This is a genomic window from Hwangdonia sp. (genome assembly GCF_048381975.1).
In the GTDB taxonomy this organism is placed as follows: domain Bacteria; phylum Bacteroidota; class Bacteroidia; order Flavobacteriales; family Flavobacteriaceae; genus Hwangdonia; species Hwangdonia seohaensis.
The window spans coordinates 1-23,267 of the sequence record NZ_JBLWYT010000012.1 but is presented as its reverse complement, the minus strand read 5'-3'; the positions used below and the strand labels follow the sequence as shown (position 1 = coordinate 23,267).

Annotated in this window: 20 protein-coding genes and 1 tRNA gene; 11 read left to right on the top strand and 10 right to left on the bottom strand. The window is 36.6% G+C overall.

Annotated features, from left to right (window positions below; genetic code table 11):
* Positions 1–79 precede the first annotated feature (79 nt).
* Positions 80–925 carry an AraC family transcriptional regulator gene (locus tag ACN5J7_RS15855; protein ID WP_418604650.1) on the bottom strand — a complete coding sequence of 282 codons (846 nt, stop codon included), beginning with the start codon at positions 923–925 and terminating at the stop codon, positions 80–82.
* A gap of 195 nt (positions 926–1,120) precedes the next feature.
* Here ACN5J7_RS15855 and ACN5J7_RS15850 point away from each other — a divergent pair, with 195 nt between their 5' ends.
* The 8 genes from ACN5J7_RS15850 (at position 1,121) to ACN5J7_RS15815 (ending at position 11,530) form a co-directional block, all read left to right on the top strand.
* Positions 1,121–2,047 (top strand): dihydrodipicolinate synthase family protein, encoded by a 927-nt coding sequence (locus ACN5J7_RS15850; RefSeq protein WP_418604649.1) that lies wholly within the window; start codon positions 1,121–1,123, stop codon positions 2,045–2,047.
* Between the two features lie 468 nt (positions 2,048–2,515).
* Positions 2,516–2,779, top strand: coding sequence for a DUF1272 domain-containing protein (locus ACN5J7_RS15845; RefSeq protein ID WP_418604648.1), 264 nt, complete (start codon positions 2,516–2,518; stop codon positions 2,777–2,779).
* A gap of 35 nt (positions 2,780–2,814) precedes the next feature.
* Positions 2,815–4,398 carry an aldehyde dehydrogenase (NADP(+)) gene (locus ACN5J7_RS15840; protein ID WP_418604647.1) on the top strand — a complete coding sequence of 528 codons (1,584 nt, stop codon included), beginning with the start codon at positions 2,815–2,817 and terminating at the stop codon, positions 4,396–4,398.
* Positions 4,399–5,409: a 4-hydroxyproline epimerase gene (locus tag ACN5J7_RS15835; RefSeq protein ID WP_418604646.1), complete on the top strand. Its 1,011-nt coding sequence runs from the start codon at positions 4,399–4,401 to the stop codon at positions 5,407–5,409. It abuts the gene before it with no gap.
* 88 nt (positions 5,410–5,497) lie between these two features.
* Positions 5,498–7,756, top strand: a complete 2,259-nt coding sequence (locus ACN5J7_RS15830) for a prolyl oligopeptidase family serine peptidase (RefSeq protein WP_418604645.1) — start codon at positions 5,498–5,500, stop codon at positions 7,754–7,756.
* On the top strand, positions 7,757–9,004 hold the full coding sequence (locus ACN5J7_RS15825) for an NAD(P)/FAD-dependent oxidoreductase (protein WP_418604644.1): 1,248 nt from the start codon (positions 7,757–7,759) through the stop codon (positions 9,002–9,004).
* Positions 9,005–9,007: 3 nt separating this feature from the next.
* A complete protein-coding gene (locus ACN5J7_RS15820; RefSeq protein ID WP_418604643.1) occupies positions 9,008–10,300 on the top strand; it encodes an aminopeptidase P N-terminal domain-containing protein in 1,293 nt (430 codons plus the stop codon).
* Between the two features lie 9 nt (positions 10,301–10,309).
* A complete protein-coding gene (locus ACN5J7_RS15815; RefSeq protein WP_418604642.1) occupies positions 10,310–11,530 on the top strand; it encodes a M24 family metallopeptidase in 1,221 nt (406 codons plus the stop codon).
* A gap of 5 nt (positions 11,531–11,535) precedes the next feature.
* Here the strand turns inward: ACN5J7_RS15815 and ACN5J7_RS15810 are convergent, their stop codons facing one another.
* Positions 11,536–12,603, bottom strand: coding sequence for a proline racemase family protein (locus ACN5J7_RS15810; RefSeq protein ID WP_418604641.1), 1,068 nt, complete (start codon positions 12,601–12,603; stop codon positions 11,536–11,538).
* Positions 12,596–13,555, bottom strand: coding sequence for an ornithine cyclodeaminase family protein (locus ACN5J7_RS15805; RefSeq protein ID WP_418604640.1), 960 nt, complete (start codon positions 13,553–13,555; stop codon positions 12,596–12,598). Before ACN5J7_RS15805 ends, ACN5J7_RS15810 begins: the two co-directional genes overlap by 8 nt.
* Before the next feature lie 137 nt (positions 13,556–13,692).
* Between ACN5J7_RS15805 and ACN5J7_RS15800 the strand changes: the two genes are divergently transcribed.
* Positions 13,693–15,015, top strand: coding sequence for a S28 family serine protease (locus ACN5J7_RS15800; protein ID WP_418604639.1), 1,323 nt, complete (start codon positions 13,693–13,695; stop codon positions 15,013–15,015).
* A gap of 6 nt (positions 15,016–15,021) precedes the next feature.
* On the opposite strand, the gene ACN5J7_RS15795 is transcribed toward ACN5J7_RS15800, so the two are convergent.
* Both ACN5J7_RS15795 and ACN5J7_RS15790 read right to left on the bottom strand, forming a co-directional pair.
* Positions 15,022–15,495, bottom strand: a complete 474-nt coding sequence (locus ACN5J7_RS15795) for an N-acetyltransferase family protein (RefSeq protein WP_418604638.1) — start codon at positions 15,493–15,495, stop codon at positions 15,022–15,024.
* Between the two features lie 3 nt (positions 15,496–15,498).
* Positions 15,499–15,930: a YybH family protein gene (locus ACN5J7_RS15790; RefSeq protein WP_418604637.1), complete on the bottom strand. Its 432-nt coding sequence runs from the start codon at positions 15,928–15,930 to the stop codon at positions 15,499–15,501.
* A gap of 214 nt (positions 15,931–16,144) precedes the next feature.
* Between ACN5J7_RS15790 and ACN5J7_RS15785 the strand changes: the two genes are divergently transcribed.
* The gene (locus tag ACN5J7_RS15785) at positions 16,145–16,432 is read left to right on the top strand and encodes a hypothetical protein (protein WP_418604636.1); all 288 of its coding nucleotides are present in this window, start codon (positions 16,145–16,147) and stop codon (positions 16,430–16,432) included.
* 3 nt (positions 16,433–16,435) lie between these two features.
* On the opposite strand, the gene ACN5J7_RS15780 is transcribed toward ACN5J7_RS15785, so the two are convergent.
* From ACN5J7_RS15780 to ACN5J7_RS15760, 5 genes are all read right to left on the bottom strand, one after another.
* Entirely contained in the window at positions 16,436–17,536 is a 1,101-nt protein-coding gene (locus tag ACN5J7_RS15780) for a DUF4407 domain-containing protein (RefSeq protein WP_418604635.1), read from the bottom strand.
* A gap of 140 nt (positions 17,537–17,676) precedes the next feature.
* On the bottom strand, positions 17,677–20,100 hold the full coding sequence (locus tag ACN5J7_RS15775) for a M56 family metallopeptidase (protein ID WP_418604634.1): 2,424 nt from the start codon (positions 20,098–20,100) through the stop codon (positions 17,677–17,679).
* Between the two features lie 3 nt (positions 20,101–20,103).
* Entirely contained in the window at positions 20,104–20,469 is a 366-nt protein-coding gene (locus tag ACN5J7_RS15770; protein WP_311935247.1) for a BlaI/MecI/CopY family transcriptional regulator, read from the bottom strand.
* Positions 20,470–20,590: 121 nt separating this feature from the next.
* Entirely contained in the window at positions 20,591–21,454 is an 864-nt protein-coding gene (locus ACN5J7_RS15765) for a DMT family transporter (RefSeq protein ID WP_311935245.1), read from the bottom strand.
* 183 nt (positions 21,455–21,637) lie between these two features.
* The gene (locus tag ACN5J7_RS15760) at positions 21,638–23,026 is read right to left on the bottom strand and encodes a dipeptidase (RefSeq protein ID WP_311935243.1); all 1,389 of its coding nucleotides are present in this window, start codon (positions 23,024–23,026) and stop codon (positions 21,638–21,640) included.
* 116 nt (positions 23,027–23,142) lie between these two features.
* Between ACN5J7_RS15760 and ACN5J7_RS15755 the strand changes: the two genes are divergently transcribed.
* A tRNA-Leu gene (locus ACN5J7_RS15755) sits at positions 23,143–23,224 on the top strand.
* Positions 23,225–23,267 lie beyond the last annotated feature (43 nt).

Here is a 23,267-nt window from a genome sequence, read left to right as displayed (position 1 = left end):
ATACTTTCCCGTTATAATGCCAAAAAGGGTAATTATAAGCGCAAGTATTAATATCATATTTGTGTATTTGGTTTTCATTTTAAAGAGCCTGTTTTCTAAATTCCGAAGGGTTCATATCTTTCACCACCTTAAACTGCCTATTAAAATTAGACATGTTATTAAACCCCGATTTTTCGGCAACCTCAGAGACTGTTAAATCTTTATTTGATAATAAAAGCTTACAAGCGTGCTCCAAGCGCAATTCATTTAAAAACTGAATATAAGTTTTGTTGGTTCGTTTTTTAAAGTATTTACAAAACGCATTTTTAGTCATGTTTGCAACTTCGGCAATGGTGTTTAAAGTAATGTCACTTTCAAAATTATCCATGGTGTACGTAAATACATTTCGCATTCTGTGACCTTCGTTATCCGAATATTTTTTATCATAAATAAATGAAGATAAACTTTTATAGTTACAGGTTGAAGCCAATTTTAAAAGCTGGAGCAGGATGATAAACTGGTTTAATTTGGTTGAATTTTCAATTTTGAGAAACAAATTTTTAAACTGATTTTTTTTCGATGTAACTTTAAAACCATGTTTGGCGCGCTTAAAAAAAAGTCCCAATTCATTTAAGGTATCCAATTCAAAAAAATGAGATCCAAAAGACTGTTTACTAAAAAACAAAGACAGCATGTGCGATGTGCCCGAAGCATTCAAATCGCTTTTAAACACATGCGGAATGTTGCTGCCAATTACCAAAACATCATCTTTAGTATAGTAATTTATGGTATCGCCAACAATTAAAGTGCCCTCGCCCGCAACAATAAAACTTATTTGTATCTCTTCATGTTGGTGCAATTTATCGTAAAACGCATCGGCATAATCTACCTGAAAAATAAAGGCATCATTTTCTGGTTTTGGTATTTTAAATGGTAAAACTTTCAATTTTAATTATGTTTTGTTTTATCCCTTTTGGAGAGATGACTCAATAGAATTAGAGCGCATAAAAATACATAAATACTATTCTATTATCTAATTTAAAAATAATATTTGGATAATAAAATATCAATGTTGGATAAACACATATTATCAATCAAGCAAAACAAATTATAATTTTGGTAAAAATTAAATAATTAAGCAATGAGTTTAAAATGGGAAGGCATTATGCCAGCAGTTACAACAAAGTTTACAGATGGTGATACTTTGGATTTAAAAATGTTCGAAACCAACATTAAAGCACAATTAAATGCCGGCGTGCACGGTATTGTATTAGGCGGCACATTAGGTGAGGCCAGCACGTTATTAGATGAAGAAAAAAGTATTTTAACCAAAACAACGGTCGATATTGTAAATGGGCAGGTTCCGGTGTTAATTAATGTGGCCGAACAATCTACAAAAGCGGCTATCGCAGCAGCTCAAAAAGCCGAAGAGGACGGCGCAAGCGGATTAATGCTATTGCCGCCTATGCGTTACAAATCTGGAGACCGCGAAACCGTTGAATATTTTAAGGCCGTGGCGAACAGTACCTCGTTGCCTATAATGATTTACAATAATCCCGTAGATTATAAAATTGAAGTGACTTTGGATATGTTCGAAGAACTCCTAGAATGCGATAATATTGAGGCCGTAAAAGAGTCCACCAGAGATATTACCAATGTGACCAGAATTAAAAACCGATTTGGCGATAGACTAAAAATCATGACAGGCGTAGACACCATCGCACTAGAAAGTTTGCTTATGGGAGCAGACGGTTGGGTGGCCGGTTTGGTGTGTGCATTTCCCGCCGAAACCGTTGCCATTTACGAGCTTCAAAAAGCAGGAAAAATTAAGGAAGCCATCGAGATTTACCGTTGGTTTATGCCATTGTTAGAGCTGGATATAAATCCAAAATTGGTACAAAATATCAAGCTCGCCGAAGTGTACACAGCCATTGGGACCGAAAATGTTCGCGCCCCGCGTTTGCCACTTCACGGCAACGAAAGGCAACACGTAATAAGCGTAATTGAAGCCGCATTAAAAGTACGGCCAACACTGCCAAATTATAAAAATTTAAGTACTTTAGTCTAAATAATTTGGGTGTTACCGCTTAAAAAAAAGCTGTCGGGCTTGCAGCCTGTCTTGAGTGTAGTCGAAAGGCTATATCTTTTGTTTTTGTCATTCCTGTAAAAGCAGGAATCCACTAATAAAAATGGAGTTTTTATAAGAGCGGTTTTATGTTTTTAGTGTTGTTTTTTTTAAAATCAGTTGTGTAAGCTAGTTTGCAGGCATAAAAATAAGTTAGCAAATAGTCAAGTCCCGAATCAATTCAAGGAATTGACATTGAAATGCAGAATAAAAAATAAAATCGTTAAGAATTTTTGAAGCCTTGGAAAAAATTTAGATTTTATTTTTGGTTTTCTTCACGATAAAAATCGGGAAGAGAAATTCCTCATTTCAATATGATTTTTTGGTTCGTTTTGCATCAAGGCAAAATGAACAAGAAAGTTTAAATTAATAAGTGTTTTATATTTTTATAATAATGACGAACACAAAAACATGTTACAAATAAGACCAACTTGCGAAAACTGCAACAAATCATTGCCTTACCATTCCAGTGAAGCAATGATTTGTACATTTGAATGCACCTTTTGTAAAGATTGCGTAAACCATGTTTTAAAACACGTTTGCCCAAACTGCGGAGGTGGCTTCGAAAAACGCCCCATTCGCCCAAAAAATTTATTGGAAAAATATCCAATATCAACAAAAGTGGTTCACAAACCAGTAGATGTTAAAGCACATTTAAAAAGAATTAATAACTAAAAATAGCCCTCTTTAAGAGGGATAAAGGGAGAAAAATGATAACAGGAAAAAACTATATCGGCAATCAACTATCGGCAACAGGCGATAAAATCTTTAAAACTTTTAACCCGTTGTTGAATATTGAAAATGATTGGGATATCACCGAAGCTTCAAAAAACGAGGTTAATCAAGCAGTGCAATTGGCTTCAGAAGCATTTAAAACCTATTCTAAAATTTCAGGCGCCAGAAAAGCAACATTCCTTAGAGAAATTGCTAACGAAATTGAAGCTTTGGGCGACGAATTATTACAGGTTTATTCCTCAGAAAGCGGGTTGCCAAATGGAAGAGCAATGGGCGAACGCGGTAGAACTTTGGGGCAATTACGCGCTTTTGCAAACCATGTTGAAGCAGGCAATTGGGTCGATGCATCTATCGATACCGCACAACCAGATCGCGAACCAATACCAAAAGTAGATTTAAGAAAAATGAATATCGCATTGGGTCCCGTTGTGGTTTTTGGAGCCTCAAATTTTCCGTTAGCGTTTTCAACTGCGGGTGGCGATACCGCTGCGGCATTGGCAGCAGGTTGTCCCGTAATTGTAAAATCGCACCCCATGCACGCAGGCACTGGCGAAATGGTAGCTTCTGCAGTGATAAAAGCAGCAGAAAAAACAGGCATGCCAAATGGCGTGTTTTCAAATTTAAACAGTAGCGGTATCGAGGTTGGCCAGACTTTGGTGCAGCATCCAAAAGTAAAAGCCGTAGGTTTTACTGGAAGTATAAAAGGCGGTCGAGCGCTTTATGATTTAGCGGCAAAACGCGACGAACCCATTCCTGTATTTGCGGAAATGGGAAGCATAAATCCAGTTGTTTTGTTGCCAAAAGCGTTAAATAACAGAGCTGATGCCATTGCCAAAACCTATGCGGGCTCCATTACATTGGGCTCGGGTCAGTTTTGTACAAATCCTGGATTAATCATAGGGATAAAATCTCAAGGCTTAACTCGTTTTGTAAATACCTTAGCCGAAGATATTGTAAAAATAGAACCGTCGTGTATGCTGCATCCAAATATTGCAGGGGCTTATGAAACCAATAAAGAAAATGCCTTGGCTCAAAGCGGACTTAAAGTTTTGGCTGGTTACGAGAACAGCGTAGAACCCAATTATGCCAGACAAGTTGTAACAACTGTTGAAGGCGATACATTCCTAAACAACCCCACATTACATCACGAAGTTTTTGGTCCGTTCTCATTAGTCGTTCAATGTGAAAATAAAGCGCAATTGGAAACCATTATTTCAAAATTAGAAGGGCAACTCACAGGAACAATTATTTCTGATGAAAACGAAATTTCAGAATATTCCAATGTTGTCAATGCCCTACAAAATAGAGTGGGACGTATTATTTTTAATGGCGTACCAACCGGTGTTGAGGTGTGCCCGTCCATGCAACATGGAGGCCCGTATCCGGCATCAACCGATTCGAGGTTTACGGCCGTTGGGGTAGATTCCATTAAACGTTGGGTGCGTCCATTTAGTTATCAAGATTGGCCGAATGAGCTGCTTCCCGATGAATTGAAAAACGAAAACCCTTTGGGTATTTCCAGATTGGTTAACAATGTGAAAACCACAGCTAAAATCTAAATGGCACGCACAAAGTTTGTTTGTATTGATGCGCATACCTGTGGTAATCCGGTAAGGGTAGTTACCCAAGGGCATCCAAAATTAGTTGGCAAAAACATCAATGAAAAACGCCAACATTTCTTAAAGGAGTACGATTGGATTCGTAAAGGTTTGATGTTTGAACCTCGGGGACACGATATGATGAGTGGCAGTTTTTTGTTTCCGCCGCATAACCCGGAAAATGATTTTGCAATTCTTTTTATTGAAACTTCCGGTTGTTTGCCCATGTGCGGTCACGGAACCATAGGCACCATTACAATTGCTATTGAAGAAGGTTTGATTACACCAAAAACACCAGGGAAAATCAGGATGGAAGCACCAGCTGGTTTGGTTGAAATTGAATATAAACAGACCAACAATAAAGTAGAGTGGGTAAAATTAACCAATGTAAAAAGTTATTTGGCAGCGGAAAATTTAACTGTTGATTGTCCCGAATTGGGCGAAATCACTTTTGATGTGGCTTATGGCGGAAACTATTACGCGATTGTAGATCCGCAGAAAAACTTTTCAGGCGTTCAGGATTTTTCAGCTTCAAAAATTATTCAATATTCGCAAGTGGTCAGGCAACGTATCAACCAAAAGTATCCTGATTTTTTTATTCACCCAGAAAACGAAACGATTAAAGATGTCAGTCATATGTTATGGACGGGAAACCCCATTGACTCAAATTCATCTGGGAGAAATGCCGTGTTTTATGGCGATAAGGCTATCGACAGAAGTCCTTGCGGCACAGGGACATCGGCGCGTTTAGCACAATTGTATGCCAAAGGGAAATTAAAACTTAACGAGCCATTTATCCACGAAAGTTTTATAGGCAGTAAATTTATTGGTCGTGTTGAAAAAGAAACTAATTTAGATGGTAAATTAGCCATTGTTCCGAGTGTTCAAGGTTGGGCGAAAATTTACGGATACAACACCATTTTTATAGATGATGAAGACGACCCCTATGCACATGGGTTTCAAGTGATTTGATTTTGTCATCTGGAGCGCAGTTGAAGTACAGAGTCAAATCATCCCAAACTTATTTTGGAGTCTTAGGAATTAAAAACAATAAAATAACATGAAACAGATTTCAATTTTACTATTTGCATTAATGTTAGCTTCCGCACCTTTTTGTGCACAAGAAGTTACGCAAGAAGATTATAAACGTGCGGTCGGTTTTATGTATAACAACTACAATAATAAAACGGCATTTAACCTCCATACAAATGTACATTGGTTTAAAGATAATTCTGGAGTTTGGTTTATAGATTATGGTAAAGACAAGAAAACCTATAAAACGGTGAATTTCAAAAACTACAAAGTAGTCGATTTATTTAATCATGAAAAGCTGGCTAACGCGCTGAGTAAATTATCTGAAAAATCTTTTGAAGCCCATAATCTTTCATTTTCAAATATTGAAAGAATAAAAGATGGAAACCTAGATGTAAACTTTGAAGGAAAAACATATACATTAAATTTAAAATCTTATGAGCTTCAATTAAAGGAGGAAGAAAAAGAAGAAGAGCGCAATGAATTCGAATCAAAATCTCCAGACAAAAAATGGATTGCTTATACCAAAAATTATAACTTGTTTATTAAATCAACCGAAACTAGCGATATCCATCAATTGAGTTTTGATGGGAAAAAAGGTTACGAATATGCAACGTATTATGGCTGGTATGATATTATGGAAGGTGAAAATGCCGAACGCCCAAAGCGCTTTAATGTAAAATGGTCGGACGATTCGAAGTGGATTTCAGCACATATTGTCGATTTTAGAAATGCTGAAAAAATGTATTTGCTAGACCATAGTATTGATACACTTTATAAATCAAAATTACTTTCTTATTATCGCGGATCGCCAGGCGATACTACAATGGTGCACGTTACGCCTGCTTTTTTTAATGTTGAGACTAAAAAAGAAGTTAAAACAAATTTGCCGACGGGAACTCACATTAACTCTGTTGCCATAGAGTGGATGAAAAATCCGGGAGAGCTTTTAGCGAACTATTCAGAACGAGGTTATAAAAAGGAAATCCTTAAACATGTTAATTTGAATAATGGAACGGAAGAAACATTAATTGAAGAAACCAGTGAAACCAATATCGATAATTTTTGGTTTAAAAAACTCGATGATACACAAAAAATTGTTTTTTTATCCGAACGCAGTGGTTGGAGACAACTGTACATGGTTGATGTAAAAACCAAAGAAACAAAAGCTTTAACTAACGGTAATTATTATATTAATTCGATTGTTCACACTAACGAGGATAAAGGCGACATATACTTTTTGGCATCTGGAAAGTACAAGGAAATGAATCCTTATCATCAGCAACTTTTTCGAGTTGATTTTAAAGGAAAGATGACGTTGTTAACACCTGAAAACACACATCATAGTATTAATTTTTCAAAAGATGGAAAGCATTTTATTGATAATTATTCAACTATAAATATTCCAACCAAAACGGTTTTACGGTCTTCAAAAAATGGTAAAATCTTAGCCGAATTAACACAGGTAAATGTTGATGAAGCACTTTCAAAAGGATGGCAATCTCCAGAAGTTTTTGAGCTCACCGCTAAGGATGGAAAGACCACCATTTATGGAGCGATGTGGAAGCCAACGAATTTTGATTCCGATAGATCGTATCCAATCATTGACGCCACTTATACGGGGCCTCATACGCAAGTTTTCCCAAAATCGTTTGATCGTGCTTTTAATAACCAATCGTTAGCGGAATTTGGCTTTATTGTCATTGGAGTTGATGGCTTGGGGACTTCAGGTCGTTCAAAAGCCTTTCATAACCATTCATATAAAAACATGGAAAACAACCTTGAAGATCATGTGTTGGCCATTACGTATTTAGCAAATAAATACGCTTGGATAGATATTGATAAAGTAGGGATTTTTGGTCATTCAGCAGGAGGATACGATACTGGAAGAGCCATGTTAGGGTTTCCGGATTTTTATAAAGTAGGCGTTGCTAGTGCTGGTGATCACGATTTTAGAATGGAAAAAGCGTGGTGGCCAGAAATGTATCAAGGTTGGCCAGTAGACGATACGTATGAGAAAGTATCTAATATTACGAATGCCAAGAATTTAAAGGGCAAATTATTATTGGTTCACGGCGGTATCGACGAAAATGTAAATCCTTCAGCAACCTTCAAATTAGCTGAAGCTTTAGTGAATGCCGATAAAGATTTCGATTTGTTAATATTGCCAAGTCAAAGACATGGTTTTCAAGGTAAAGCGAGACATTATTTTATTAAAAAAAGGTGGAATTATTTTATCGAACACCTTTTGGATACAAAACCAATTTGGGATTTTAAATGGGAATAAATGAGTAAAAGTGTTATAGTAATTGGCGGCGGCATTATAGGTTTATGTTCTGCCTACTATCTTCAAAAAGAAGGGCATCAAGTTACTATTGTCGATCAGTCAAATTTAGATTCCGGTGCTTCATATATTAATGCGGGTTATTTGGCTCCTAGCCATATTATCCCGTTATCTGCTCCGGGTGTGATGAAAAAAGGGCTGAAATGGATGTTCAATAAATCGAGTCCACTTTATATAAAACCGCGGTTAGATCTGGATTTTTTAAAATGGACCTTGGCTTTTAATAAATCGTGCAACTCAAAACACGTTGAGAAAGCCATTCCAACAATCAAAGCCATTTCGCTTTTAAGTCAAGATTTATACGATGATATTAAGCGCGATGAAAATTTTTCATTTCATTACGAAAAGAAAGGCTTGCTCATGCTGTGCCAAACGGATAAAGCCTTAGAGGACGAAATTAAAACAGCAAATTTAGCAAAGCAAGAAGGTTTGGATGCCCAAGTTTTAAAGCTTGAACAAATAAAACAATTAGAGCCTCATGTCGAGTTGAATATTAAAGGAGCGACCTATTATAAATGCGATTCGCATACCACGCCACATGAGTTTATGGGCGACATGAAAACCTATTTAAAAACCAATGGTGTTGTTTTTTATACAAATGAAAAGGTTGAGGACATAGACTTTAAAAATCATAAAATTTCAGCTATTAAAACGAACAAAAAAGTTTTAGAGGCCGACGAATTTGTTTTGGCAACAGGTTCTTGGAGTGCTTTTTTAAATAAAAAATTAGGACTGAAATTACTGGTTCAAGCAGGAAAAGGTTATAGCATAAATACAACCAAGCCAACCCGTATTTTAATGCCTGCCATTTTAACCGAAGCCAAAGTAGCCGTAACCCCTATGCATGGATTTACACGATTTGCCGGCACCATGGAAATAGCTGGAATTAACCACAAAATAAATAAAACACGGGTTGAAGCTATTGCTGATGCCGCTAAACGATATTACCCTGAAATCAATTTAACATCAGAAGAAAAAAACCATGCCACTTGTGGTTTACGCCCTGTGTCTCCCGATGGTTTGCCGTATATTGGTAAATCATCAAAATGTAAAAATTTAACCATTGCCGCAGGTCATGCGATGATGGGTTGGAGCATGGGAACAGCAACCGGGAAACTGGTTTCTGAAATTATTTCAGAACAAAAACCATCATTGGAACTAGCTCATTATCATCCCGATAGAAAATTTTAAATTATGCGATACAATCAAATTTCAAACGCCTTATTTATTAAAAACAGAACACGTTTTTGTTATAAAATGAATTCAAACACCATTGCCATTTTAACATCAAATGATGTGCAGCACAACAATGCTGATGATGTGATGGGATTTACCCAAAACAACGATTTGTTTTATCTTTCTGGAATTGACCAAGAGGAAACCATATTGGTGTTATATCCGGAAGCTTACAAAAAAGAAAACCGGGAAATTTTATTCATAAAAGAAACTAACGAACATATTAAAATTTGGGATGGTGAAAAATTAACGAAAGAACAGGCTACCGAAATCTCAGGGATTAAGCGCATAGAGTGGATTCAGGATTTCGAAATGGTGTTGCAATACATGGCTTTTGAGGCCGATGGGTTTTATTTAGGCCATAACGAACATGCAAAGCGCGTAACCAAAAACCAGCAAACACAGCAAGATAGAATGATTGCTTGGTGTAAAGAAAAATACCCTTTGCACGATTATTTTAGGGCTGCCAAAATTACAAGAGCGTTGCGTCAAATTAAATCTGATGTAGAAATTGAGTTGATAAAAAAAGCTGCGGATATAAGTGTTGAATCCTTTAAACGTGTTTTAAAAACTTGCAAACCCAATATTAAGGAATACGAATTGGAAGCCGAATTAACGTATAATTTAATTAAGTCTGGTGGGAAAAGACACGCTTTTCAACCCATTGTGGCCTCGGGTAAAAACGCTTGTGCACTGCATTACAACACCAACGATGCTACTTGTAAAGATGGCGATATGATTTTAATGGACTTTGGCGTTTGTTACGCCAATTACAATAGTGATACGACGCGTTGTTTTCCTGTAAACGGTAAGTTTTCCGACAGACAAAAAGAAGTGTATGCCTCGGTTTTACATTGTTTAAAGGCAGGTAGTAAATTGTTGAAACCGGGAGTGATACCATCTGAATATGAGCAACAAATGGCCAGTTTAATTGAAACGGAACTGATAAAATTAGGCCTGTTAAATGCCGAAGATGTTTTAAAACAAGACCCGGAAAAACCCTTGTATAAAAAATATTTTATGCATGGTACCGCGCACCACATTGGGTTAGATGTACACGACGTTGGTTTGTATTCGCGCCCCCTTGAAGCGGGCATGGTATTAACCTGCGAACCCGGAATTTACATTGCGGAAGAAGGCATTGGTTGCCGTTTGGAAAACGATTATTTAATCACGGAAAACGGAAACATTAATTTAACCGAAGCGATGCCTATTGAAATTGAAGTTATTGAAGCTTTAATGAATAATTAAAAAGATGATATGATGAATATAAAAGGAATTGGAGGATCTACCATTGAAGCCGAATTAGATGCCATTACCCCTAAGGCACATTTAGTAAAACCCATTCAAAAAGAAGAATATCAAGCTCGAATAAATAAAGCGTGCAAACTTATGCAAGCCCAAAATGTTCAAGCGATTTACCTGAATGCCGGAACCAGTTTGTATTATTTTACTGGAACGCGTTGGAATCCCAGCGAGCGAATGGTTGGTGCATTATTGTTTCCAAATAGAGAAGTTCACTACATAGCACCTCTATTCGAAAAAGGCACTGTTTTAGATTTTATGATTATTGAAGGCGACGTCCATTGTTGGGAAGAGCACGAGAGCCCTTATCAATTATTTAATCAAATTCTTAAAAATAATGGTGTGACAAAAGGCACTATTTTTATTGATGAAACAACACCTTTTTTTATTACCAACGGTATTCTAAAAGCAACATCTGATTACACGTTAAACAATGCAAAACCCATTATATCGGGTTGTAGAATGATTAAGTCGGATGCAGAAATAGCCATTATACAACATGCTATGAATATAACTTTAGAAGTTCAAAAGGCAGTGGCTAGAATTTTAAGGGTTGGTATTAGCACCAAAGAGGTTACGGATTTTATCAATGAAGCCCATAAACACTACGGCATTCCATCGGGCTCTTATTTTTGCATCGTGCTTTTTGGCGTAGATTCTTCATTTCCGCATGGTGTAAAGTCGCCAAAAAACTTGGAAATGAACGATATGGTACTTGTCGATACGGGCTGTATGCTACATGACTATTTATCCGATATTACCCGAACTTATGTTTTTGGAGAAGCGAATGATTTGCAACGTCGCATTTGGCATATAGAAAAAGAAACGCAACAAGCCGCTTTTGATGCTGCGAAGTTGGGAAACACCTGCGCTTCCGTAGATTTGGCATCCAGAAAAATGTTGGAATCTCATGGTTTGGGACCGGGTTATAAACTTCCTGGATTGCCGCATAGAACAGGTCATGGCATAGGTTTGGATATTCATGAATACCCGTATATTGTTAAAGGCGATGAAACTGTTTTAAAACCAGGAATGTGTTTTAGCAACGAGCCCATGATTTGCGTTCCAAATGAGTTTGGTGTTCGTCATGAAGATCATATTTATATGACCGAAGCAGGCCCAAAATGGTTTACAAAGCCCATGCATAGTATCGAAAATCCGTTTGGTATATCGTAGCTCGTTCACCTTAAAATAAAACCGTCTTTCATAGGGTCGTTGGGGTCAATAACAAAGGTCTGCATGCCGGTAATATGCGCTGTTCCTTCAACTTGAGGAATAACGGCTTTAAAAGGGCCGTAATCTTTCTCTGAAACAACAGAGCCTTTAAACACGGAATCCGTAATGCTTTCAATGGTCATGGTTTCGCCAAAATCGATTTCATTTCTTAATCTATGAATGGCCATTCTGCCCGAAACGCCTGAGCCTGTGGGACATCTATCGACTTCGCCTTCGGCAAAAACACAAACATTTCTGCTGTCGTTGCCCGACATCTGTTTTTTGTTGTCTATAAAAATAGTGCCGTAAAGAAAACTTAAGTCGTCTTCAAAAGGATGTAAAATTTCTTTATCCGCTGTCATAACGGCACGTTTAATAGCCATACCCTTTGCAATTAAAGTACGGTAAGATTCTGGTTTTAAATTGAAATTAAAATCATTTTTAGCCATATCGACATAGGCGTAAAAAGCACCGCCATAGGCCAAATCGTAAGTTACTTTTCCCAAGCCTTCAACATAAACCGTTCTGTCCAATCCAACCACAAAACTGGGCACACAGTGGAACCGAACTCCAGTTACCTTTCCGTTTTTAACATGTGCAAACGACGTAATCCTGCCACAAGGCGCATCAATTTTGATTAGGTTATCACCTTCTTTTACGGCAATCCATTGCATCTCGACGGCCAAGGTGGAAATGGCAATAATGGCATGTCCACACATGGTGGAATAGCCCTCGTTATGCAGAAAAATAATTCCGAAATCACCATCATCGTCGTTTGGTGGCAGTAAAATACAACCGTACATATCGGCATGCCCACGCGGTTCAAACATTAAGGTAGCACGTAAATAATCAAAATTTTCTTTACAATATCTACGGTATTCTAAAACGGAATTGCCTTTTAATTCGGGGAAACCATCCACAATAACTCGTAGCGGTTCACCTCCGGTATGCATGTCGATGGTTTTAATTTGCAACCAATCTTTTGGAGGTTCAAAATTGGTTTTATCTAAAATATTTTGATAGGTGTTATTCATTTTTAAATTTATTGTAATAATACCCAGCGGCGACTAAATCTTCGAGGGCGTGACCAACCGATTTGAAAACGGTGATTTCCTTTTCGGAAGTGCGACCGTTCTTTTTATTTGAACACAACTGAAATAAATCTGCTTTTATAGCTTCTTTATTAAGAACGCCATTTTCTATCGGGATAACAATATCGCCACTTTCTTTTAATCCGCCCTGAAATGTATCAATAAAAACGGAGGCTTTGCTAATGGCTTCATCATCTGCTTCGCGCATATCTTTTTTATAGGCGCCCACCAAATCAATATGCTGTCCTGCGTTTAAATATTTGCCAAAAACCAATGGTGCTTTAGATAGTGTGGCACTTGAAATAATATCAACTTCAGCTATTTTTTCTTCTATGGTTTCAATGGCGTGTACGCTAAAGTTTTCATTTTTTAATGAAGAAGCGATGGCTTGTGCTTTTTCTAAATTTCGCCCCCAAATAAACACTTGTTTTATGGGGCGTACCGCTGCATGGGCTTTGATGAGGTTGATTGATAAAGCGCCCGTGCCAATCATTAACATGGACTTTGAATCTTTTCGCGATAAAAACGATGAGGCTAAAGCTGATGCCGCAGCCGTTCGTTTTACGGTTAAACTCTTAGCTTCTAAAATGGCTTTTATACTGCCTTTTACGGCATCAAAATAAATGTATGTGCCTTGAATTGATGGTAAATTAAACTGTCCGTTTTCTGGACTTACCGTAACTATTTTTACACCGGCATCCTTACTTGGGTTCCATGCCGGCATTAATAACAACGTAGAATCGGCATTAACTTCTGGGTTCGGGAAATCGTGATGATGCCGCATGGGAATCATGGTGTTATCGTTACAAAATCCTTTTTTTAACGCTTCAATTAACTCAGAAAACACCGTGTTATTTTCAATAAAATCGGTGTCTATTTGTAAAATATTTTCCATAAGTTAAAAATAACCAAATTCGGTATCTTAATTCAATATTATTTATCAATCTACTAAAATCATACTTGTTTTGGATAATATAGTACAGGCATCTACTTTTTATAATAGCTTATCTTTAAAACTTAAAACGATTAACAATGCATGCCATAAAAAAAATACTCATTCTGTTTTTAGTAAGTTTAGCTATAAATTCCTGTAAAGAATCTGGAGTTAAATTAGAAGGATTGGCTTTCGAAGAACAGTTAAAAGTGTTATTTCCTTCAGCAGAAATCAGTCCGATAAAAGTTGAAGACCATTTTAAAAAAGCCTATCAGCTTATTATAAAGCAACCTTTAAATCATAATAATTTAGAAGCGGGCACTTTTAATCACTTTGTGTATGTGTCGCATACCGATTATTCGAAACCTACCGTTTTAGTGACTGAAGGCTATAATGCAAAACATAAAACGTACGAGTTGAGCAAGGTTTTACAATCCAATCAGGTTATGGTTGAGTATCGGTTTTACGGAAAATCCAGACCAGAACCCATTCCGTGGCAGTATTTAAAAAACGATCAAGCGATTGAAGATTACCACAGCATCGTTTCGAAATTAAAACAGCTTTACACAAATAAATGGATTTCCACAGGCATAAGTAAAGGCGGCGAAACGGTTTTAATCTATAAATCAAAATACCCAAACGATGTGGATGTAGCGGTGCCTTACGTAGCGCCTTTAATAAACACCCAAGAAGATATTAGAACTGAAAATTTAATAAATTCTGTCGGAACTGATGAATGTCGAAATAAGATTGTAGCATTTCAAAGAGCTATTTTAAAACAAAGAGACACTGTTTTAAAAGCGTTGAAAGCTTACGCTGAAAAGGAAGCCATGCAATTTACCAAAGTGCCTATGGAAGAAGCTTTGGAATATGCGGTGTTGGAATTTCCGTTTTCGTTTTGGCAATGGGGCGGTAATTGTGAGGATATTCCAACTGAGGCGGCTACGGCAAACGAACGTTTTCAGTATTTAATTAAAATTTCCGGCATGGGTTTGTATAACGATAAAGGGTTCCATCATTATTTGCCGTCTTTTTATCAGCATATGGTAGAATTGGGCTATTATGGTTTTGATTTAGAGCCTGTAAAGGATTTGCTTAAAGTTGTAAAATCGTCTTCAAATATGCGATTTGCGCCAGATGATGTCGATTTAACCTATAATCCGGAATACATTAAAAACGTCAGGGATTTTGTTGAAAACAAAGGCGATCATATTTTATATATTTATGGGGCTAACGACCCTTGGGGTGCCTGTGCGCCAACGCCAAAACCCAGTGTGGATGCTTTAAAAATGGTTTTGGAAGGCGGGCATCACGGAACTAGAATTAAAGATTTTTCAGAGAACGACCAACAAAAAATATATGATAAACTAAGCGCGTGGTTGGGAGATGATGTGGAAATTTATCCTATAAAAGAAGACTAGCGGCTGTTATAAATCCAAATCCGTAATATCCAAGCGCATATTAATCATGTGTTTTATAAAACCTGCTTTTTCATACGCTTTAATTGCCGGTATATTATCTTGATAGACATCCAATTTAATTTCGAAAACATCACGAGTTTTACACCATTTTAATAAGGCATCAATTATAAGTTGGTTAAGCTGTTTGCCTCTGTGTTTTTCCGAAACAAACATAAACCCCAAATACCCTTGCTTTTTATGTTTTAAGTAATGCCTATCCGATTTAATTTTTGCATAGCCGGAAGCCACAATGTCGTTCTCAATTTCAACAACAAAAACATCGGATGTAGGGCTTGTAATTAATTCAGGAATGTTGTAATAAGTAATATGACCAGTTTTTATGGTGGGGTCAAAAGGTCTTTCGGCTTCAATAACACCTTGTTCAAACTCTAATAAAAGAGGGACATCTTTTAAAGTCGCTTTTCTAACTATTGGGTGCATAATTTAACTCGATGTATCGGCAATAATTTTCCATTCCCCATTGATTTTTTTAAATATTACCATAAAAATCCCGGTTGCGTTTCCAACGTTTCGCTTTAAATGATATTCGCCCAAAACAAAATATGCTCCGTCGTTTATTTTAGAAATATCGTTTAATTTAAAACTTAATTTACCGGTGTGGTCTTCGGTGGGATAGGCCTTTTTATAGCGATCTAAAGTATCGTACCAACCATAAGTTACACCGTTTTTGCCATAGAATTTAAGCGAATCGCTTTTCCAATAGCCCTCCATAAACTCTTCGATATTATTTTTAGACCAGGCAATTCTTTGCTTTTTTAAAACTTTTTCAATGCTTTTTTTGTCTTCATCTTCTGTTGCTTGTGCAGTGCCATTCAAAAAAGAAACTAGGCATAATAATAATATAATATGTTTCATAAAAGTGTTTTTTATAAGAGTAAAAATAGCAAAATCTTATTTTAAAAGTGGTTGCTCATCGATTATTTTGACATTTATTATATTTTTATCTAAAGTTGAAATCTATTCATCGATTAAATACTGCAATTCCGTTTAAAGTTATATACTTTTATTTGATAATCAGTTGATTAGTCTCCCTCAGATTTATTGTTAAACTACTTAAAACAACTTAGTTATGGAATTGGAAATTACAAGCTACAACAACTTTTTTAAAATGAAAGGCATTCTTAATAAGCGCAATTTAGATGTGTTTAAAAGAGCGTTCGATAATGTTTTCGAGCGCGTAGATGCCCTTACAATTAGCATTGAAAATATTGAGTGGATGGATAAATACGGTGTAGACGCCTTGGCGCAATTGCATTACGAAGCCTTATCTAAAAACAAGAAGATGTCGATAATCGGATTGGGTTGCAAGGATTTATACGAGCATTTTAAATCGGACGCATCAGGTACCGCGGCATAGTTGTTACAGCGCATTTTTTTGATGTCTAATAAAAGCATCGGCTTGCAGCTGCATGAGCTCTCTAGCTTTTTTGCGCTTGTAAGTATATAATTCTTCCTCATTTTCAATATCGCTATAAATACGGTCGTTTATGGCAGAATCTGTTTTTAACAAGGTTTCACGTTGGTTTTTATTTTGAAGCACTGTGGTTTTTATAGCGGTTTCTTGGTCTTCAAGTTTAAAATCGTAAGCGCCCTTTGGCGATAACAATTTCGCAAAAATAGGGGAGGTTTCAATAGCTAAAAACAATAAGAATATAAAGAAAGATGGCAGCCAAGGCAACTCGCCTAAAGCATTTACACGTGCCATTAAACCATCAAAATTACTGATGATGGGTTGGGTATTTGCAACCTGTGTTTCATAAGTACCCTTAAGTGTGGTAATTTCATTTTCAATGTTGGCAATTTTGGCTTTGTTCTCGGTTTTTAACTGTTGTAATTCCGCTAATAAAGCATCGTGTTTTTCCCGCTTCTCTTTATAAACCGGCCCTTTGCCCAATAGTTTGGTACCTGCTGTTCCTTCTGCCTCGGCAATATACGTGTCGTACAGTGCATTAACCTCGGCTTCTTTGGTGTCTACTTGCTGCTGTAAACTTGTTATGTCGCTTTGGAGTGCTGCGATATTTGGCGTGAATTGTTGTGCTATTTGATTTTGATTGGCTAAAGTGAGTTCGTTTTTTTGTTCCAATAACACTTGATTGATTTCTTTTTCGAAAATTTTTAATTCTAAAGGTTTTGCAATCACAATGGCTATAATAATGGCCAAAATAATTCTTGGTGACGCTTGAATGATTTCATCGATAACATTCCCCGTTTTTTTTATGGTTGAAACAATATAGCGGTCTAAATTAAAAATGAGCAAGCCCCAAATGACGCCAAAGAAAACGGCTGTATAAAGGTTGTCGAAAACCGTGTAAAGAGCATAACTGCCCGCGATAAACGCCATAACGGCTGTAAAGAAAACGGTAGCGCCAATGCCGGCGTATTTGTTTTGTTCGCCAACCGAACAGGAATTTAAAATATCGGTATCGCTGCCCGAGCAGATAATAAAAAAGCGCTTTAACATGATTTGATTGATTTTTTGATTGATGCTTATTAGAACGCAAAAAGTATGGTTTTGTTACATGTTTTAACAAAAAAAGCCTGTTAGATTTATAAACTAACAGGTCTAGTGTTTATTTGTTTTGATTAACCTATGGGTTAATCTTAATTTCTTTCCATAAGAAAACTTGAATAAAGTTTTTCTAATTTTTTGTATTCTTTTGCCGAATAAAATCTCCTACCTTCAGATTTAGCTTTTTTATTTATACTGTTTAAATGTTCGTAGATTTTTTTAGTTTGTTCTTCTGTTAAACTATTTAATCGTAAGATATAATTGTCGATGCTGCTTGGGGATTCAACTTTGGGTTTTTTTAAATCCGACATTTTATCATAAAGTAACCTTAAACGCAACATGTTATTTTCTCTATTTGTAGGAATAAATTTAGTTCTTTGCGCTAGGCTATTGTAAGTAGAAATTGAGTCCATTGTAGGCGGCGGTGGCGGTACCGTATGTGCCTTTTCCTTTTTTGCAATGTCATGGTAGGCATTGTAAAGTTTCATAACTTCTTTGTATTGTTCTTTTAACGCGCTTGATGTTCCTTCTTTATTTTTTAAATAATTATTTACAGCATTTCCATATTTATCGCCTTCTGTTTTAAATTTTTTCCATGCTTTTTGTAATTCTTTAGAATGATTGCTCATATTATCATCCGCATTTTTCATTACTGGAGGAGGCGGTGGCGGAACCTCGGTAATTTCTCTTGCTTTTTCCGATTTTGGAGGCTTTGGAGCATGTGGTGGAGCCGCTGGGACTTCAGTTCCTTCTGCTTTCGCGGGTTTTGGAACTGGTGGTGGAGGTGGTGGTAACAAAGATAAATCTGGGTAAGGCTCCGCTTGTTCTTTTTGGCTATTGCTCATTAAGCTAAAAAGATGCTTTAGCGTTTTTACTTGTTGGAGCTTGATGGTTCCTTTATTTTTTATTTGTTTGCTAATTTGTTTAGCTAGTTTGTTGTATTCGGCAATTTGTTTAGAGGTTGCTTGTTGTTGATAAACAGATGATTGCTTTTGTGTGGTTACCTCTTTAACATCATATTTCTTAATCTCAGCATTAGAAAGTTTATTGTAAACTTTATTCAATCTAACTTTTAAAATCCGTAATTCAGAATCATCCTTCTTGCCAGAATTTATAAATTCTTTTTCAGCTTTTAAATAGTCGTTTTTCAGACTGTTATAATGAGCTACATTCTTTTTTAAATAAGATGCTTCAAAACCTTTTTTTGTGTATAAATGATTTTGATAGGGTTGAGGGAATTTTTCGCTTCTAGAATTATTATATACAAAACTGCTGGTGTAATATTTAAAATCTGAAGCTTTGTAATTGTTTAAAGTTTCATTGGGTACATGTTTGCTATCAATCCAAATGGCAAATTCTGTTTTGTTTTTCCATGAATTGAATAAGGCTTCGGTTGGGATTTTTGATTTTATCGTGGCCAAATTAGCAAGCGGCGATTCTGGATATTTTTTAACGGTTGCGCGTTGTTCGTCCGTCATTAAATCATAAATGGCAATAGCTCTATTTAATTTAGGTGCCCAAACAGTATTTGTTTTTTCAAATTCGGTAATAAACGCTCGGTATTCCGTTATCATAGCTTCGGTAGCACCTTTTTTGGTTTCCTGGGTCGTTAAGGTTTCAAATGAAGCTACTTCTTTTTCAACAATTTCTTTTTTGCTGAAACCATAAATTAAAATAGCGAGAATGGGCAAAATAAGTAATCCTTTAAGCCAAAAGGCTTTTTTTGATGTTTGTGTTTTCATAACTGTAAATCGTTTTTTGATTAATGAATAATTGATGGCATTTGCTAGCTGATTAGTTCTAGCATTCCGATAGTTATTGGGAGATGAGTATGCGAGCAATAACTGTTGATAATTTTTAGTGTCGATACCCTGTTTTAAAACGGCCTGATCTGCTAAAAACTCATGATTGAGTTTGATGTCCTTTTTTATATAATAAAGCAACGGATTAAACCAAAATATAATATGGAGCAGCTCAATACATAAAATATCCAAAGCGTGTTTTTGTTTGGCGTGCGTTTGTTCGTGCCATAACACTTCGTTTGGAATACGATTGTGCTCGTATTTGTTTTTATTTAAAAAGATGTAATTAAAAAAGGTATGCGGATGTACTAAATCGACTAATAAAACATTAATGAAACTTTGATTTTTAAATTTGGGATTGGTTTTTATTTTTTGGAATAATTGAAATAGATTTTTTAAGAATCGAATTGAAAATATAATGACTCCCAAAGCATAAATACTCCATAAAATGTTTGGAGTATAATCTTGCCATGACGTATTTTTTTCAACAGTAGCATCGGTAAATGCTAAGGGTTGAAACGGCATAAATTCTTGAACGGGTTCAACTTGAACATATTCTGTAAAGGTTATAAACGGAATAACCATGGAAACCAACAAAGCACCCAAAAGATAAAAACGTTTAAAATGATGCACGCTTTCTTTTTCAAGAAACAACTTGTAAAACAGCATAAAAACAGCTAAACAGGCACTGGATTTTAGGATGAATAATACCATAATTTACTTCTTTTTAATTTCGCTATCAATTAGGGCTTTTAAATGCTCTAATTCTTCTTTCGATAAATTCGTCTCTTTGGTAAAAAACGATGCAAACTGACTTGCGGAATCGTTAAAAAAGTTTTTAATCAGTCCGTTTACATGTTTTGAGAAATAGTCTTTCTTTTTAACCAACGGATAATATTCGCGAGATTTTCCAAATAAGTTATAAGCGATAAAACCCTTGTCTGTCATCCGTTTTAAAAGGGTGGCGACGGTTGTGGTTGCTGGTTTTGGCTCTGGATAAGCGTCCAGTAAGTCCTTCATAAAAGCTTTTTCGAGCTTCCATAAATAATTCATTAAATCTTCTTCGGTTTTTGAAAGTTGCATGTTCTACACTATTAGAGTTAACTCTACAAATGTAGAATAAAAATTTTAATTCTACAACTGTAGAGTAAAAAAAACATGGTTTATCATTGGAAAAAGACCTGTGGGATTTGAAGTAGGATATCTATTTTCTGCTTGATCTCACACTTTCAATAGCTACGGTTGAAAGAATAATGAGTCCGCCAAAAAAGGTGTTCCAAGTTGGTATTTCATTTAAAAAAATGAAAGCAATTACAATTCCTAAAATGGGTTGAATGCTGCTAATTATGCTGGCGGTACTTACCGTAAAATGTTTTAAACTATTAACCAACATGCTATGCCCAATGGCGGTAGTTAAAATAGCTAAAGTTAAAACATAGGGGTACTGAGTTATTATACCGGAGGTGTCCATAAAAACCAAAACAGGGGACAAAACCAAAGTAACAATACCAATTTGATATAGCATTATTGAGGTGCCATGGTACTGATTGCTTATCAGTTTTTTTGAAACAATATTGCGCAACGCATACATTAAGGCCGAAACCAACCCGAATAAAATACCTTTTACGTGTGTGCTTTCCAAATCAAATTCTGGAGCTAATATATAAATACCAACGAGCACCAAAATTCCGAGGAATATATAAATGGAATCGAATTTTATTTTAAAGAATAGCGGTTCTAAAAATGCCGTAAGTATTGGATAAACAAATAATGATAGCATACCAATGGCGACGTTTGACAGTTTTAAGGCATAGAAATACGTAAGCCAATGCCCTGCCATAAGTAGGGCGCTTAAAATAAAAAGAACTAGGTCTTTTTTTGAATTTATTTTTAAACTAATTTTTTTATATCTGCAAAACACATATAGAATAACCCCGGCAATACTGGCACGCCACCAAATAATAACAGGAGTTGGCATATCGATATGTTTGCCCAATGCGCCCGAAGTACTTATAAAAAGTGTTGCTAAAACAAGTAGAAAAAGATGTTGGTTGTGTTGGTTTTTCATTAGGTAATGGCTGTCGTGTTAGCGATTGAAACGGCATCCTTTTTAAAAATTGATAGTAAACAAGTTAGCATAAAACTAAAATTAAGCAGATTGCCACAGATGTTCTTTTTTCGCAATGACCTTTTAAAAAGATATAGTGGAAAGCGCGACCCCGCCATTAAAAGCGGGGTAACACCCAAAAAATTATTTAGATAATTCGGTGAAATATTTATAAAACAATGGGATGGTTTCGATGCCTTTTAAATAGTTGAAAATGCCGAAATGTTCGTTTGGTGAATGGATGGCGTCGCTGTCTAGCCCGAAGCCCATTAAAATGGTTTTGCTTTTTAATTCCTGCTCGAACAGCGATACAATGGGGATGCTGCCGCCGCTGCGTTGCGGAATTGGGGTTTTGCCAAACGTGTCTTGATAGGCTTTGCTTGCCGCCTGATAACCGATGCTATCGATTGGGGTAACGTACCCTTGCCCGCCGTGGTGCGGCTTTACTTTTACGGTTACGCCTGGGGGCGCTATACTTTCGAAATGGGTTTTAAACAGTTGGGTGATCTCTTCCCAATTTTGATGGGGCACTAAGCGCATGGATATTTTGGCAAAAGCTTTACTGGCAATTACGGTTTTGGCGCCTTCGCCCGTGTAACCGCCCCAAATACCGTTAACATCTAGGGTTGGGCGGATGGAATTGCGCTCGTTTGTGGTGTAGCCTGCTTCGCCGTAAACCGCATTTATATCCAATGCTTTTTTATATTCTTCTAAATTGAAAGGTGCTTTTGCCATGTGCTGGCGTTCTTGTTTAGAGAGTTCTTCAACTTTATCGTAAAATCCCGGGATCGTGATGTGATTGTTTTCGTCGTGAAGCGATGCAATCATTTTAGCCAATACATTGATAGGGTTTGCCACGGCACCGCCATACAAGCCTGAGTGCAAGTCGCGGTTTGGGCCCGTAACTTCAACTTCAACATAGCTCAACCCTCGAAGTCCGGTTGTGATGGATGGTACATCGGGCGCAATCATTCCCGTATCGGAAATAAGAATGACATCGTTTTTTAATTTCTCCTGGTTTTCTTTTACAAATATGGCAAGGTTTGAGCTGCCCACTTCTTCTTCGCCCTCAATCATAAATTTAACGTTGCAGGGCAGTTGGTTGGTGGTAGTCATAAACTCCATGGCTTTTACGTGCATGTACATTTGGCCTTTGTCGTCGCAAGCGCCTCGCGCAAAAATAGCGCCTTCGGGGTGTGTTTCGGTTTTTTTGATAATGGGCTCAAAAGGTGGTGAGTGCCATAAATCTAAGGGGTCTGGTGGTTGCACATCGTAATGCCCGTAAACCAGAACGGTTGGTAAATTCTTGTCTATTGTTTTTTCGCCGTAAACTATGGGGTAGCCCGCGGTTTTGCAAATTTCCACATGGTCGCATCCCGCTTTTTCAAGACTGATTTTAATTTCGTCTGCAGTTTTAAGTACATCGTTTTTATAGGCTGAATCTGCACTAATCGATGGGATTTTTAACAGCTCGATAAGTTCGTTTAAAAAGCGTTGTTTATGTTCTTTAATGTATGATTTTACGTTGGTCATAGTGAGTTTATAAAGTTATTTCCAAAAGTATAAAAAAAGAATGTTTTTAGTGGTAAAGAAGTTTGCAATTTAAAAATCTTGTTTATATTTGCATCCCGATATTTATCGGAGTAAAAGCGGGCGTGGTGGAATTGGTAGACACGCTAGACTTAGGATCTAGTGCCGCGAGGTGTGGGAGTTCGAGTCTCCCCGCCCGCACTTTTTAACTGCAAGTTTGTGGTTTTAAACCTCTCAGAAATGA